A 13,773-nucleotide genomic window follows, 5' to 3' on the forward strand; every position below is an offset into this window, starting at 1 on the left:
TCCGACGATTCAATCGTTATGTGTTTCCAAGAGGGATCAAAGCGACCGTTCGAAAAAAAACGGGTCCACCGGTCCGCAATTTGCCGGCTAGGTATATCATGCGGGGCATGTTCGGGGCGTCGCCCTGCAAACTCCTAGCCGCCACCTCAGTCCCGGATGATCCTCAATGGAACAAAGTTTTTTAGCATGGTTGCGTGGACGCCAGCGTGACCTGCCGCAGGTTGCTGTCGGCATCGGCGATGATGCGGCAATCCTCGATTGGCCTTCTTCGCGACAGTTAGTGACCAGCGTCGACACGATTGTCGATGGAGTCGATTTCCTTCTGGACAAGCATTCACTGGCGTCGATTGGTCACAAGGCCTTGGCGGTGAATCTCAGCGACATGGCTGCGATGGCGGCCGATCCGGTTGCGGTGCTGGTGGCGATCTCGCTTCCCAATCAGCAGGCGACTCAGGTGGCTGCTGGGATCTACGAAGGCATCCTCGCGACGGCGGCGGAGTTTGGCGTGGCGATCAGTGGCGGCGACATCACCGTCTACGATGGTCCGTTGGCGATCTCGATTACGATCATCGGGCAGGCCGCGCCGCAGAAAGCCTGGCTTCGGAGTGGTGCGGAGCCCGACGATGCGGTCCTGGTGAGCGGTTCGCTGGGGGGCAGTATCCTGCAAAAGCATCTGGCATTCACTCCGCGAGTTCGGCTGGCACAGCAGCTGCGCGACAGTTTCACGATCCACGCGGCGATCGACATCAGCGATGGGCTGCTATTGGATCTGGACCGGCTGTGTGCTGCCAGCGGTTGCGGGATCGAGCTGCAATTGGATCAAATCCCTATTTCCGACGATGCGAAGACGCTATCGCTGCAGGATGGTGGCGATCCCTTGGAGCATGCCCTTGGCGATGGTGAGGACTATGAATTGATCCTCACCTGCCCCGCCGAACAAGCCGCGGACATTCTTGCCGCCGACTTGGGGACGCCGCTGACGCAGATCGGCGTGTTGACCAGTCGGACGGGCCTGTGGTCGAAGCTTCCTAATAAGTTGATCCGCTTGTCGCCTCGCGGTTTTGTCCATGGAGGCTGATCGCAAGGTGGGGATTGCCGATGAACGGTTGGGTCGATTTTGTGGCCTAGGTAAACGGTGTCTGTGCGTTAAGGTGGATCAATGCGCGAAGCCGGAACATCTGTAATGATCGTGCGGGTGGCCGGATCGGGAGCGCTGTATCGTGAGCCAATAGCGGATTGTGATTTGCATTTGCTGGGGCGTCTCGCAAACTTGGGCATCCTTCGCCCATGCAGCACATACCGGAGAATCTTGTGCGACGAATTCAGCTTACTTTCCTCCTGGCAATTTCCCTCACCTCCCTGACTGGCTGCAGTGTCATCGGCGGCATTGAGCAGTGGAAGTGTGACAATCTCGGAATGTGCCACTTCGGCATCCGTCCCACACCAAACTGTGGTGCCTCGCCCTGCCAGGACTCACAGCCTTGTGGTGGGCAGCCCTGTGGCAGCCAGCCATGTGGCGGTGGTCAACCGTGTCAGTCGCAACTGCACCAACCAACGTTGGCAGTGCCGCAGATCTAGATCGATCGCGATCTCTGTCGGGCGCCGCGCCTTGATCGCGTGGCGCTGTGGGCGCAATCTCTCTTTAAATTGAAGCCCCCTTCCCAGCCGATTCGCTGGATCGGCGTGTGGATGATGATTCCGCCGATTAGTCTTTGGGTAGCAAGTGGCCCCGTCTGGAATCGAAGACCAGCTTGATGTGGTCTATCTGATCGGCCGCGCGGTCTCGCTCCAGCCTGGTGGGTATTGTCGACGAATACCCTGAAATAAACGGGCGGACGCTTCTCGCTCTTCGCTTGACGGGCCTCGGCTGATTTTCCGACCCGCAGCAAGTTGCGCGCTGTCGATCAGATGAGATGGCAGCAGCATGCCTCGCCAAATGCGTTTTTCGCATGGCGGCTTGCTGGCTGCAGGGCCCGAAGCTCTTCGTTTTTTATTGCATCGTAAGCGGCGTCCGCCAGAGATCGGATGGCCGATCTCTGCAGGAACGTGCTACGCCGATTGCAGTTTCGAAGTCTTGATCAAGTGTTGCAAGCGGCTCTTGGTGCGGGCTGCAGTGTTGCGGTGGATGATGTTCTTCGATCCAGCACGATCCAAACGCTTCGCGGCAATGCGGAACTCAGCTTCAGCAGCGCTAATGTCGCCAGCTTGTACAGCTTCGCGAACCTTGCGGATTTGGGTGCGCATCGCAGTCTTGACCGCCTTGTTGCGATCGCGACGGACAAAGCTCTGGCGGAGACGTTTTTTAGCACCTTCGGAATTTGGCATTCGTTGTTCCCTATACAAATCTCGTAGTAATTGATGCAATAGGAGCAGTTTGAAGACAGCGGGCCAAAATGTCTAGCCCAAAGTCACCGTTTCACCCCATCGAGCGACCGATTCATTCGGCGACCCGCATGCCTGGACACGTATATTTGATCGGAGCCGGTCCCGGCGATCCTCAGTTGATTACGCTGCGGGGGGTCCAATGTCTGAAAAAAGCCGATATCGTCCTGTACGATGGGTTAGTCAATCCGCAACTGCTAGCTCACGCCGCCGCGGATGCCGAACTTGTTTGCGTCGGCAAACATGGTCAGCAGCGGATCTGGACTCAAGATGAAATCCAGGTCGAATTGCTCCGCTTGGCTGGCGAGGGGCGGGTCGTTGCCCGGCTTAAGGGGGGCGACCCCGCAGTCTTCGCGCGGGGGGCTGAAGAAGCCGCGGCGCTGTCGCAGGCAGGGATCCCGTTCGAAGTCGTTCCTGGAATCACTGCCGCCTTGGCCGCGGGAAGCTTTACTGGCATTCCGATCACCCATCGCCATCACGCCTCTGCAGTGGCGCTTGTAACGGGCCACCAGCAGGATAACGACGCCACCGATCTCGACTGGAACGCGCTGGCGAAGTTCCCCGGTACGTTGGTGATCTACATGGGGGTCACCACTGCCCACATCTGGTCCAAGGCTCTGATCGACGGCGGCAAGCGGGCCGATACGCCCGTTGCGATCGTCCGCCGCTGCACCTGGTCGGACCAACAGATCTTCCGCTGCACTTTGGCAGAGGTCGCCGATCGGCTGTCCCCAGCCAACAAGATCCGCCCGCCGGCGCTTGTGATTGTCGGCCCGGTTGCCGATCTGCCCGATCAGCTCGATTGGTTCCAGCGACGCCCGTTGTTCGGGCAACGCGTCTTGGTCACGCGTCCCATTGGGCAAGCCGATGCGTTGGGGGAGGCCTTCAAGGAATTGGGAGCCGATCCGCTATATCAACCCGCCGTCGAGATCGCGCCGCCAGCCGATTGGGCCGACGTCGACGACAGCATCGCCCGGCTTGCCGATTTCGACTGGATCGTCTTCAGTAGCCGCAATGGCGTCCAGTTTTACCTGGATCGGATCTTGGAACTCGGCCGCGACATGCGACTGCTGGGGCGTTGCCAGATCGCCGCGGTAGGCGATCGAACGGCGGAGGCCCTGCGGCAGTATGGCTTGCTGGCCGACCTGGTTCCCGAGGACTTCGAAGCTGCCTCGCTGGCGGCGTCGCTGGCGCCGCAGACCGCGGGGAAACAGATCCTTTCGATTCGAGCCAGCCGCGGCCGCGATGTTTTGCGGCAGCAGTTGGTCGATGCGGGGGCGAGCGTCCGCGACGTGGTCGCTTATCAGAATCGCGACGTGCTTCAGGCGGACGCAGGAATCGGCCAACGGATGGCCGATGGCCAGATCGATTGGACCACGGTCACCAGTAGCGCGATAGCGCGGTCGTTGGCGCAGATGTTTGGCGATTCTCTGCACCGGACCAAACTGGCCAGCCTGAGTCCGATCACGACCCAAACGCTGCAGGGGCTTGGTTTTTCGGTAGCTTGCGAGGCCAAGCAGTACACGATGGATGGCCTCGTCGAAGCGATTCGCCAGGCCGACGTTTAGCCCGATCGCGCGAGCGTCGCGCGATATCGAAGATGCGGCGGCCCGCAAGGACTACGCGTTTTCGATCCCGACGCCGTCGGGGAGCGTGCCGTCGGCGACTTCGTTCTCCCATTGATCCATCAGCGGCCATTCGTTGGCGAGGGTGCCGAAGTCGGCCATTTTCAGATAGCCGCGCAGGCGATCGATCGTGGCGTTAAGCATCTTTTCGTCTTTGCGGAAGAACGGTCCGTGGCTGGGCATCAGCCAGACGACGTCGCTGTCGCGGATCCGTTCGAGCGACTTGATGAAGTCGTTGATATTGCTGCCGTGATGCGCGTCGATCGCACCGACGCAGCCGTCGCGATAGATGTTGTCGCCACTGAACAGCACGTCCCCCAATCGGAACGCCAGCTGGCTGTCGGTGTGTCCGGGCGTGTGCCAGACTTCCAGTTCCAGGTTGCCGATACGGATCGTGTCGCCATCGTTGACCTGGTGCTCGATCTCCACCGGCGGCATGTCCAAGTGGATGTTTTGAGCTTTGATCTCGGCAAACGTGGTCAGTTTATCGCCGGTCTGCAACGCTTCGACAGCTAGTGGATGCGACGTGACGGATGTCCGCAGCATCTGTTTCGCTTTGGCAAGCCCTTGGATGTGATCGACATCGGCATGCGTGGCGATCAAGGTCTTGCACTTCGACAGCGGGAAGTCGAGTTGGCGAATCAGTTCGATGAACTCATCGACGGTCTCTTCGTAACCGATGTCGATCAGCGTCCATTCGCCCTGGTCGTGGACTAGGTAGACGTTGCAGCCGAGCACTTCACCCGCCTGGAAGTTCAGTTCGATAACGCCCGGAAACAGGGTTTTGTGGGGCAACATTCGTCTGTTCGTGGCCTAAATGATAAGGAAAAATTGTTTCCCTTGATGATAGGCCGCATCGCCCCAAAGCAACAGATGCGAGATCGGCGAATTCATCGATCGCCGCCCGTCACTGGCGACCGGTCGTTGGCCAAACGCTCCATGTGATGTCGGTTTCGCCTGGCGAATTCGGGGGGGCGCCCTGCCCCTTCGCCGCGACTACTCGACTTTTGTCGCTTCCATCTCGTAGATCGCCAAGTATTTGCCGTCGGGATACTTGTACTTTTCGGTCAGATGGAACTTCCCTTTGACAGCGACCGGACGCGTCGAAAAGCTGGCGCCGTTGTCGCCAGCCATCCGGACCATGATGCAGTCGTAGAGGGCTGCGCCGGGGCCAAAGCAGCATTCTTGGTTGTCGCGGACGAGGACAAACTGTTTGATACCGACCTGTTGGAAGACCGATGCGGGGAGGATGAAGCCGCGAATCGTGACCTCTTTCCCCTCGAGGGCTTTGATCTCGGGAGTGACCATGCTGGGGTCGTAGTCGGCTTCCTTGTCCATCTCGAACAGGATCGTGTCGAACGAGATCTCTCCCTTGCGTTTGGGAGGCATCCGCCGTGGCGGAGCCGCTGGTTTGGCTTCGCTTGGATCGGGACGCAGGCCGCGAGCGGGGCGTTCGGTCGTCGTCGCGGCGGCTTCTGCTTCTTTACCTTCGTCTTTTTCGATCGGTGCGGCGGTTAGGGGCAGGACGACTGTCGATGCAAAGATCCAACAGATCGCGATCCGCAGCGTGCTGGAGGCGGGAGAGTGGGACAACATCTAGACGCTCGTTTCGTTGGGTGAAGGTTTTTTATTGCTTCACATAATCGGCTCGCAGTCGATAGAACAGAATGTTGTCGATGTCCTTTTTCGTGCGAAGCGATTTGTTCAGCTCGAATTGCCCGGCCAGCTTCATCTTCGTTCGCCCGTAGCGAACTGTCTTCGTGCCGGTCAGCGTGACTTCTATCATACTACTGGATCTCGGTTGGCCTCCGAAACAGCAGGTTCCCAGATCGGGTACCAAAATGAACTGTTTCAAAGCGCCTTCGCCCGACGCGGGGTGGATGTAGCCTTTGAGAAAGATATCTTCGCCGTCGATCTCAACAGCTTTTTCGGTCGGCGCGTCGGGGCCTTTGGTCCGTTCCAGCTCGTAGAACCCAACGCGTTGATAGCCGTCGGGGACTTCGGTTAGGTAGATGTAGGTGTGCTCGGCGATGCCGCCGATCATCAAGGCGACGTTCAGGAAGATTCCGGTTTGAGCTAGCATTAGCCCGCCGTATTCTTCAGGAAATTGCTTGATCGAACGGACTGCGAAGATTCCGCAGGCCGCACCGATCATCGCCAGCGAAAGCATCGGCTCGAACAGCGGCACTAGGCCCAGCAGGCCAACGATAAACAAGCTGACCGAGGCGATCGCCAGCTTGCTGAGGGCTCGATAGGGATAATCGACGGTGTCTGCGGTTGCAGACATCGGGGCAATGTCCGTGGCCATGGCTTTGTTGGGTCGGGCGGAATGAGGCAGCGACGAATGTCGGGAACTCAGGTCTGCGCCGGCAGAGTTCCCCCGCTGATGACGAGCCAGATCAGGATCGTCAGGCTTGTGGCGGTAATGCTTGATACGAACAACAGTCGCAGCGGGTTCACTGCGGGGAGCGCGGTTACCGGCTGAACAACTTGCGGAACGACAACCGCAGCCGCGGCCAGCGGTTTTCCCGAATCGAGCGTTTGGACCAATCCAGCGGCTGGCGAATCGGAGATTTGCGAGGTTTCAGCGTCTTTCTTCGGGGCGTCCGATGCGGGGACGGGGAAGAAAGTGTTGGCGCGTCGAACCGCCGCCGGATCAACTTTTTCCAGCTCGACAAGCGCCGCGGCCGCTTCGGGCAGCGGGCAGGCTCGCAAATAATTGATCACGGGAACGCGGACCCAGTTGTTGCCAGCTTCGGCAGTTTTGAACAGATCGACTAGGGCATCGATCTGCGACCAGTCGCCCCAGCGAGCCAGGTCGGGAATCACCAGATCCGCCAATTGGGGACGTTTGAGAACGTGGTGCAGCGAGCTGACCAATTGCTCCTTCGGGATCACATCGGTCTCGGTGCCATGGAATCGCAACGCCATGATTGCCGCGTAAGTGTCCGCGTATTCGGCCTTTTTGTTGTCCAGGAACAGTTCGTTGACGACGGGCAAGCCGTCGGCGCCGTTGAGCGTTAGATAGCAAGCGATCAACGCATCGAGGCCGCCGCGGGTACTCTTTTGCGTGCTGGTCAGCATCGCTTCGAGCATCGGGACGTCTTTTTTGTCGCCACAAACGCCCAGCATCGTCAGGTACAGCCGGCGGCGATCCGATGCGACTTCTGGGTTTTTGATCCACTCGATCAATTGGTCGTGATGCATCTTCGGAGCCAACGCTTTGACAGCCGAATATGGGGCGACGGCAAATTCGTCGTAGGCGTCCCGTGCCAGCAAATCCTCTTCATCCTCCAAGAACTCCTGGAAGAAGACCAATCGTTCGATATCGTCGTCGGGCAGCTTGGTCAGTTTCAGCAGATAGTCTTCGGAACGCTTGGTCAGCGGCAGCGGCGAGGACCACATCAGTTCGGGTGGATCGACGCCGGTCAGCATGAACCGGCGTCCCTTTTCGGCTTTGCCGAAGTAAACCGATTTGACCCGTTGGTCGACTTTGACCAACTTCTCCCCTTTCAGGACCACTTTGACGGTCAGTTCGACTTCGCCGGTGTCCGACGGCTCGATCGCTTCGGTCGCTTCGGCGACGACGACCGCATCCATCGATGCCATCTCTTGGCGAAGGGTTTGGGAGACTGCGGTGCAGAATGGGCAGGCCAACAGGTTGGTGGATTGGCTGAGCGTGGCGCAGATCAAAAGGAGGGGAACGAATCGACGTCCCATAGAACTATCCTCGGTTTAGGCGGGTGGGGTTCCTGCAGCCAACCGCTCCACGTGCGAAGCATGTCGGCATTGTGACGAATCGTCTCTACATAATAGGTGATTGTTCCGCAAAAAAGCACCCGTTGTCGCTGCGGATTGCCATAAAGTGCAAACTGGTAAAGCTTTGCAGCTTGCAGCGATTTTGCAGGCAACGCTCATGGCGATTGGTCGCTGGGAACCTGCTTCATCCGAAACCGCATGTTCAGGAACTCCACCATCAACGAGAAACCCATTGCAAAGTAGACGTATCCCTTGGCCAGCGGATTGCCGACCGCTTCGGTCACCAGGACGACGCCGATCAGGATCAGGAAGCTCAGAGCCAGCATCTTGATCGTGGGGTGGTTCTCGACAAAGTCGCTGATTTGATTGGCAAACGCGATCATCACGCCTACAGCGATGATCACTGCCGCGACCATCACCCAGATCTGATCCGCCATGCCGACGGCGGTGATCACCGAATCGATGGAGAAGACGATATCCATGACTGCGATGGTGGCGATCGCGCGGCCGAAACTGGCTTTGCTGGGCTGGGCGTGTTCGTCGATGTGTTCGATCTTGTCGTGGATCTCGCGAACTCCGGTCCACAACAAAAACAGCCCGCCGAAAAAGAGGAGCCCGTCGCGGACCGAAATCCCATCGGCCTCTTCGTTGCTCGCAATCGAATCGGGTAGCAAGCTGGCCGGCACCAAGTCGGAAAGATGAAACAGCGGGGCTTCCATTTTCACAATCCAGCTGATGCACAGCAGCAGCACGATCCGGCTGACCAACGCCGCCAGCAATCCGAGTCGCCGTGCCGTCGGTCGCTGTGCTTCCGGCAGTCCGCTGGTCTTGATCGCGATAAAAACGATGTTGTCGATCCCCAGAACGATTTCCATCAACGTCAGGGCAACCAACGCGATCAGGGCTTCGACAGTAAAAATTCCACTTGCTTCAACGTGCAGGTCCGCGGCAATCATGGTTTACCGAGTGGGTGGAGAGAGGGACGTGGTGGTGTTCTTAGAAGCGGAATTATCTGGACTGCGGGCCGGGCTGAACAGCGGTGACAGTAGCCCCACCAGCCCGACGACCAACAGCACGCACATCGTCACGCGTCGCAACCGGTGCCGGCCCAGCCATGTGCCAACGTGCAGCCCCATCCAAGTTGCCACCAGCAGCAGCGGGATGATCGCCATCGCCGTCAGCGATGGGTTGATGATCCGCTGGCCAAACCAATAGTACAGCAGGCCCCAGGCGGGGAGCATCGAGACCAGATACATCGTGAACAGAAACGCTCGCGTCCGCTTGGTGCTCCAGTCGTGCGCCTGCACCCACAGCACCATCATCGGGCCGCCCGTTCCGGTGCAGCCTTGGAAGAAGCCCGACGATAAGAAGGCGAGCCAGGTCCAGCCGATGTGCAGATGCTCGCGCGGCGTGGGGCGGAAGATCAGCAGCATCATCACGCACAGAATGACGACCGCGCCGATCAATTGACGGATGAATTGCACCGGGAAGCCATCGATCAGCGAGAGGACGGCGATCCCGACCGGCAGCGATGCCATCCGAAGCGTCGCCGGAAAGGCGAATTCTTTCAGTTGCACCGTTTGGCGGTACTGCCACAGGCCCCATGCGTTTTGTGGCGTGGTCGCAACCAGCAGCGCCGCCTGCGTTTCGGGGATCCCCTGGCCAGCCCATAACATCAATGGCATGATGACCAGCCCGCCAGCAAAACCGGTTGCCGATTGGACGAAGATGCCCAGACAGACAACGGCAGCAAAGGCGGCGAGTTCTTCCAGTGGTAACATTTCCATCATGTTAGAGCGAGCTGGCGGTTTGGTGTAGGCCCGCCGCTGGAGTCGCGACGCTAGCCGAAGTAGCGCATTGTTCGTTGGAGTCAAGGCTTTAGCCGACCAAGCGCACCGTTGGAGTCGAGGCTTCAGCCGAAGATGCGCAACGTTGGAGTCAAGGCTTCAGCCGAAGATGCGCTCGGTCGGCTGAAGCCTTGACTCCAACGAACAATGCGCTCGGTCGGCTGAAGCCTTGACTCCAACGCCTCTCAATCCATATTCAAACCGCCGATGTCCGATCTGACATTTCAATTCCCGCTGGCTGCGACAACCGCCTACATCGATCTGGCTTGGTGGCAGGTCGCGATCGCCGCCAGTCTGATCCTGATCAACGCCGCGGTCTCGTTGGCCCTGCGGTTGGACTTGGGCAAGCGGTTCCTCGTCGCTTCGGTCCGGCTGACGCTGCAATTGATCCTGGTCGGATACGTGCTGCAGTGGATCTTTACCGTCAACCAACCCGCGGCGGTGCTGGCGATCGTCGCCCTGATGACGACGATAGCGGGGCTGTCGGCTGTCGGGCGCAGCGAGCTGCGCTATCCCGGGATCTACGTCACCAGTCTGATCAGCGTCTGGGCCAGCAGCTGGATCGTGGCGGCGATCGCCGTCGTTTGGGTCGTCCAGCCCGATCCTTGGTGGCGGCCGCAGTATCTGATTCCGCTGGTCGGGATGATCTTGGGGAACGCGTTGACAGGGATCTCGCTGGGCTTGGATCGGTTCCTCAGCGAACTCAGTCGCGGAAGAGCGGTGATCGACGGAGCGCTCTGCCTGGGAGCGACCCGTTGGGAAGCGGTCCGCCCGACGGTTCGATCGGCGATGCGAACCGGGATGATTCCGATCATGAACGCGATGACTGTCGCGGGGATCGTCAGTCTGCCAGGGATGATGACTGGGCAATTGCTGTCGGGAGTCGATCCGATGTCGGCGGTCAAGTATCAAATCGTGATCATGTTCCTGATCGCCGCAACCGTCGCGATCGGCACGCTCGGTTCGATCATGATCAGCTACCGCCGCTTGACCAACGACCAGCACGCCATCCGCTGGGACCGAATCGAAAAAAACGGCAAGTTGTAAAGGCGCATGCGCTGGAGTCGAGCCTTCAGGCGACCGACGCGCCCCCTACGGTCGCCGGTTTACCAACCGCGTCGCCCCCTCTGGTGGTCGCACGACCTTGCGGCCGACGACGCCGGTTGCGATCGTGACGCATGCAACTGTCGTATCGCCCGGCGGTGGAGCGGCAAATGTGCGGAGGATTGGAGGCCGATAAGACTTCGACGCGAACGGTCCATGTTTCCTTTCAGTCGATTGAGAGTTGTTATGCCATTTTTGGGCGGTAGCCTTGCATTTGAGAGATTCGACGTTTCGGGTTTTGATGCACCGCAATTCATTGATGAGCACATCGAGATCTTAGACAGCCATCGCGCTGGCCAGACGCAAACGTCGTCGACCGAAAACATCCACGTCGGTTTCCTCGGCGGATCGCATCTGTTTGATCCCGATTTCGACATCAGTAAGAATGTCATTAACGATGCGTTGCACTGTGGCGTGCGGATCGATACGAATCAGATTCCCGCAGCGATCCGCAACGCTTGGTTGCAGATGGAACTGGCGGCGCTGGCGAAAGATAATTCCAGCGGCGTGCCGACCAAGGCGCAGCGAAAGGAAGCCAAAGAAGCGGTGGAGCAGCGCTGCGATGTCGAAGCCGCGACTGGCAAATACCGCAAGATGCAGCAGTTCCCGATTCTGTGGGACCAACGCAACAGCATGCTCTACTTCGGCGGATCCACCGGCACCGCCAGCGGTCACTGCGCCGACCTGCTGGAACGCACTTTCGAGATCGAGCTGCGGCATGTCAGTGCCGGGACGATCGCGATGCAATGGGGACGCGACAACAAGAAGCTAGCCGAAGTCGAAGACCTGGTTCCCGCTTGTTTTGTCCCCAACCATCACCATGGCGATATCGCCTGGACCAGCGAACATTCGCAAGCTCCCGACTTTTTGGGGAACGAGTTTTTGCTGTGGCTGTGGTGGACGTTGGAGAACGAAACCGACACCTTCGAACTGCCCGATGAGTCGGAAGTGGCGGTGATGTTGAACAAGACCTTGACGCTGGAATGCCCGGCGGGCGAATCGGGCAAAGAGGTGATTTCGGCGGAAGCGCCGACGCGGTTACCCGAAGCGATGCAAGCGGTTCGATGTGGCAAACTGCCTCGCAAAACCGGGATGACCGTCGTCCGCGATGGCCAGCAATTCGATCTGGTCCTGCAAGCCGAGACGTTTGCGATCAGCGGAGCGAAGATCCACGTCGACGAGGATATCGAGTTTGGTGTGGAGGACCGGATCGACGCGATCCGAACGCTCAGCGAAACGATCGACCTGATGTTCCACGTCTTCTGCGCTCGCCGCGTCAGCAGCGCGTGGTCGAAGGACCTCGGCGAGATCGTCAACTGGTTGGGCGCCAGCGATCAACAAGACCAAAAGTCCGCAGCCTAAACGCAACCGCTGGAGTCGAGGCTTCAGCCGAAGAGGCGCAACGTTGGAGTCAAGGCTTCAGCCGACGGTGCGCAGTCCGGACCTGCGGCTCGCGCCGCAGGCTTTATGCGATCGCCGCATCCGCGGCTTGCTGATGCGCTTTGTCGGCTGAAGCCTCGACTCCAGCGCGGCGCTCATTGACTCCATCGCCGCAGCGCGGTGCTGCGCAATAGGCTGACGGCGGCGAACATGGCGATCCCTAACAGCGTCGCCATCGCCACGGCGGCGAAGGCTTCATCGGCGCGCAAGCGGTCCATTTTCTGAGGGACCATAAATCCGAGCCCGTGGCCGCGGCTGCTGTTGCCGGCAAAAAACTCTCCCACGATCGCTCCGATCACCGCCAGTCCGGCCGATGTCCGCATCCCGGTGATCAGGTTCGGGACGGCGTGCGGTGTCTGCAGCTTCCAAATCTGTTGCCATCGCGTGGCGTGGTTCAAGCGAAACAGTTCCTGCAGGCCGCGCGGGACGCTTGTCAGGCCGGCGGTCGTGTTGGCGATGATCGGAAACAGGCTGACGATAAACGCGATCAGCACCACGCTCTCAAAGCCGGGTCCGCGGGTGTAGGTGATCAGCGGCGCGATCGCCACGATCGGGACGGTTTGCAAGATCACGGCGTAGGGAAAACAGCCGAGCCGCAGCAGCCGGAACTGGGCGAACAGGATCGCGATCACCGATCCGACAAGCGTGCTGAGAACGAAACCACAGACCGCCGCACGGGCCGTCAACCATGTTGCAGCAGCGAGCTCCGGAGCGATCCGAACCGCGGCGGTGACGACGGTCCAAGGATAGGGAACGAAGTAATCCTCGACGGCGCACAGGTACTTCGCCGCCGACCAACCGGCGATCAACAGCACCAACGCCACCAGCATCGGCCACAACGAATCGGTGAACCGTTCGACCCGCTGGTTCATTTGGCCTCTCCTCGCAACAACTGAGTCAAACGCTCGGTCAATCGATTGAATTCGATCGACGATCGCAAAGAAGCTTCGCGCGGGTGATCGAAAGGAACGTCGACGATCTCCGCGATCCGCGCCGGGCGATCGGTCATCACCAGTACGCGGTTGCTCAAGAAGATCGCTTCGCTGACGTTATGGGTGACAAACAATCCGGTCCAACGCTGTTGCCGCCACAACTGAAGGATCTGTTCGTTCAAGCGGCTGCGCAACAGATCGTCGAGCGCCGCGAAGGGCTCATCGAACAACATGATCTGCGGCTGCATCACGACAGCTCGAGCCAGCGATACTCGCATCCGCATTCCGCCCGAAAGCATCGCCGGCAATTTGTTGCGATCGTCGTCGCGCAGACCGACCATCGACAGCACGCCCGCCGCGGAAGCGGTCGCTTCGCGGCGAGATTTCCCCGCCAGTTCCAACGGCAGCGCGATGTTTTCCAGGACCGTCCTCCAGGGGAGGAGCGTGGGATCTTGAAAGACGTAGGCGATCGGTGGGCGGTCGCGATCGGCGACGGAAAGTTTCAAGCTGCCGCCGCTGGGACGCTGCAGGTCGGCGACCATCCGCAGCAGCGACGTCTTGCCGCAACCGCTGGGGCCAACGATCGCGACGAATTCGCCCGCTGCGATTTGAAGGTCCAGCGTTTCGATGATCGATTGCCCGTCGATCGATAGATTCAGCGAATCGGCAACAATCATCGGTGTG

At 59.4% G+C, this 13,773-nt stretch carries 13 protein-coding genes; 4 read left to right on the plus strand and 9 right to left on the minus strand.

The window, feature by feature from the left end; all coding sequences use genetic code 11:
• Positions 1–166: 166 nt before the first annotated feature.
• Positions 167–1,078: a thiamine-phosphate kinase gene (locus Poly24_RS04395; RefSeq protein WP_145091019.1), complete on the plus strand. Its 912-nt coding sequence runs from the start codon at positions 167–169 to the stop codon at positions 1,076–1,078.
• Positions 1,079–2,049: 971 nt separating this feature from the next.
• Here the strand turns inward: Poly24_RS04395 and rpsT are convergent.
• Positions 2,050–2,325, minus strand: coding sequence for a 30S ribosomal protein S20 (gene rpsT / locus Poly24_RS04400; protein WP_145091023.1), 276 nt, complete (start codon positions 2,323–2,325; stop codon positions 2,050–2,052).
• A gap of 128 nt (positions 2,326–2,453) precedes the next feature.
• On the opposite strand from rpsT, the gene cobA reads away from it, so the two are divergent.
• Entirely contained in the window at positions 2,454–3,950 is a 1,497-nt protein-coding gene (cobA, locus tag Poly24_RS04405; protein WP_145091026.1) for a uroporphyrinogen-III C-methyltransferase, read from the plus strand.
• A 51-nt stretch (positions 3,951–4,001) separates the two neighbouring features.
• On the opposite strand, the gene Poly24_RS04410 is transcribed toward cobA, so the two are convergent.
• From Poly24_RS04410 to Poly24_RS04435, 6 genes are all read right to left on the minus strand, one after another.
• Positions 4,002–4,805, minus strand: a complete 804-nt coding sequence (locus tag Poly24_RS04410; protein ID WP_145091029.1) for an MBL fold metallo-hydrolase — start codon at positions 4,803–4,805, stop codon at positions 4,002–4,004.
• A 198-nt stretch (positions 4,806–5,003) separates the two neighbouring features.
• On the minus strand, positions 5,004–5,603 hold the full coding sequence (locus Poly24_RS04415) for a DUF3299 domain-containing protein (RefSeq protein ID WP_145091032.1): 600 nt from the start codon (positions 5,601–5,603) through the stop codon (positions 5,004–5,006).
• A 31-nt stretch (positions 5,604–5,634) separates the two neighbouring features.
• A complete protein-coding gene (locus Poly24_RS04420; protein ID WP_231753463.1) occupies positions 5,635–6,294 on the minus strand; it encodes a DUF3299 domain-containing protein in 660 nt (219 codons plus the stop codon).
• Between the two features lie 68 nt (positions 6,295–6,362).
• Positions 6,363–7,727: a hypothetical protein gene (locus Poly24_RS04425; RefSeq protein ID WP_197452318.1), complete on the minus strand. Its 1,365-nt coding sequence runs from the start codon at positions 7,725–7,727 to the stop codon at positions 6,363–6,365.
• Positions 7,728–7,921: 194 nt separating this feature from the next.
• Positions 7,922–8,722, minus strand: a complete 801-nt coding sequence (locus Poly24_RS04430) for a TerC family protein (RefSeq protein WP_145091038.1) — start codon at positions 8,720–8,722, stop codon at positions 7,922–7,924.
• A 3-nt stretch (positions 8,723–8,725) separates the two neighbouring features.
• The gene (locus Poly24_RS04435; RefSeq protein ID WP_145091041.1) at positions 8,726–9,556 is read right to left on the minus strand and encodes a sulfite exporter TauE/SafE family protein; all 831 of its coding nucleotides are present in this window, start codon (positions 9,554–9,556) and stop codon (positions 8,726–8,728) included.
• A gap of 264 nt (positions 9,557–9,820) precedes the next feature.
• Between Poly24_RS04435 and Poly24_RS04440 the strand changes: the two genes are divergently transcribed.
• Both Poly24_RS04440 and Poly24_RS04445 read left to right on the plus strand, forming a co-directional pair.
• Positions 9,821–10,660: an ABC transporter permease gene (locus Poly24_RS04440; protein ID WP_145091044.1), complete on the plus strand. Its 840-nt coding sequence runs from the start codon at positions 9,821–9,823 to the stop codon at positions 10,658–10,660.
• Positions 10,661–10,903: 243 nt separating this feature from the next.
• On the plus strand, positions 10,904–12,079 hold the full coding sequence (locus Poly24_RS04445) for a hypothetical protein (RefSeq protein WP_145091047.1): 1,176 nt from the start codon (positions 10,904–10,906) through the stop codon (positions 12,077–12,079).
• 173 nt (positions 12,080–12,252) lie between these two features.
• Here the strand turns inward: Poly24_RS04445 and Poly24_RS04450 are convergent, their stop codons facing one another.
• Together Poly24_RS04450 and Poly24_RS04455 are read right to left on the minus strand one after the other, a co-directional pair.
• Positions 12,253–13,029 carry an ABC transporter permease gene (locus Poly24_RS04450; RefSeq protein ID WP_145091050.1) on the minus strand — a complete coding sequence of 259 codons (777 nt, stop codon included), beginning with the start codon at positions 13,027–13,029 and terminating at the stop codon, positions 12,253–12,255.
• Positions 13,026–13,766 (minus strand): ABC transporter ATP-binding protein, encoded by a 741-nt coding sequence (locus Poly24_RS04455; protein WP_145091054.1) that lies wholly within the window; start codon positions 13,764–13,766, stop codon positions 13,026–13,028. Before Poly24_RS04455 ends, Poly24_RS04450 begins: the two co-directional genes overlap by 4 nt.
• Between the last annotated feature and the right edge of the window lie 7 nt (positions 13,767–13,773).

The organism is Rosistilla carotiformis, assembly GCF_007753095.1.
In the GTDB taxonomy this organism is placed as follows: domain Bacteria; phylum Planctomycetota; class Planctomycetia; order Pirellulales; family Pirellulaceae; genus Rosistilla; species Rosistilla carotiformis.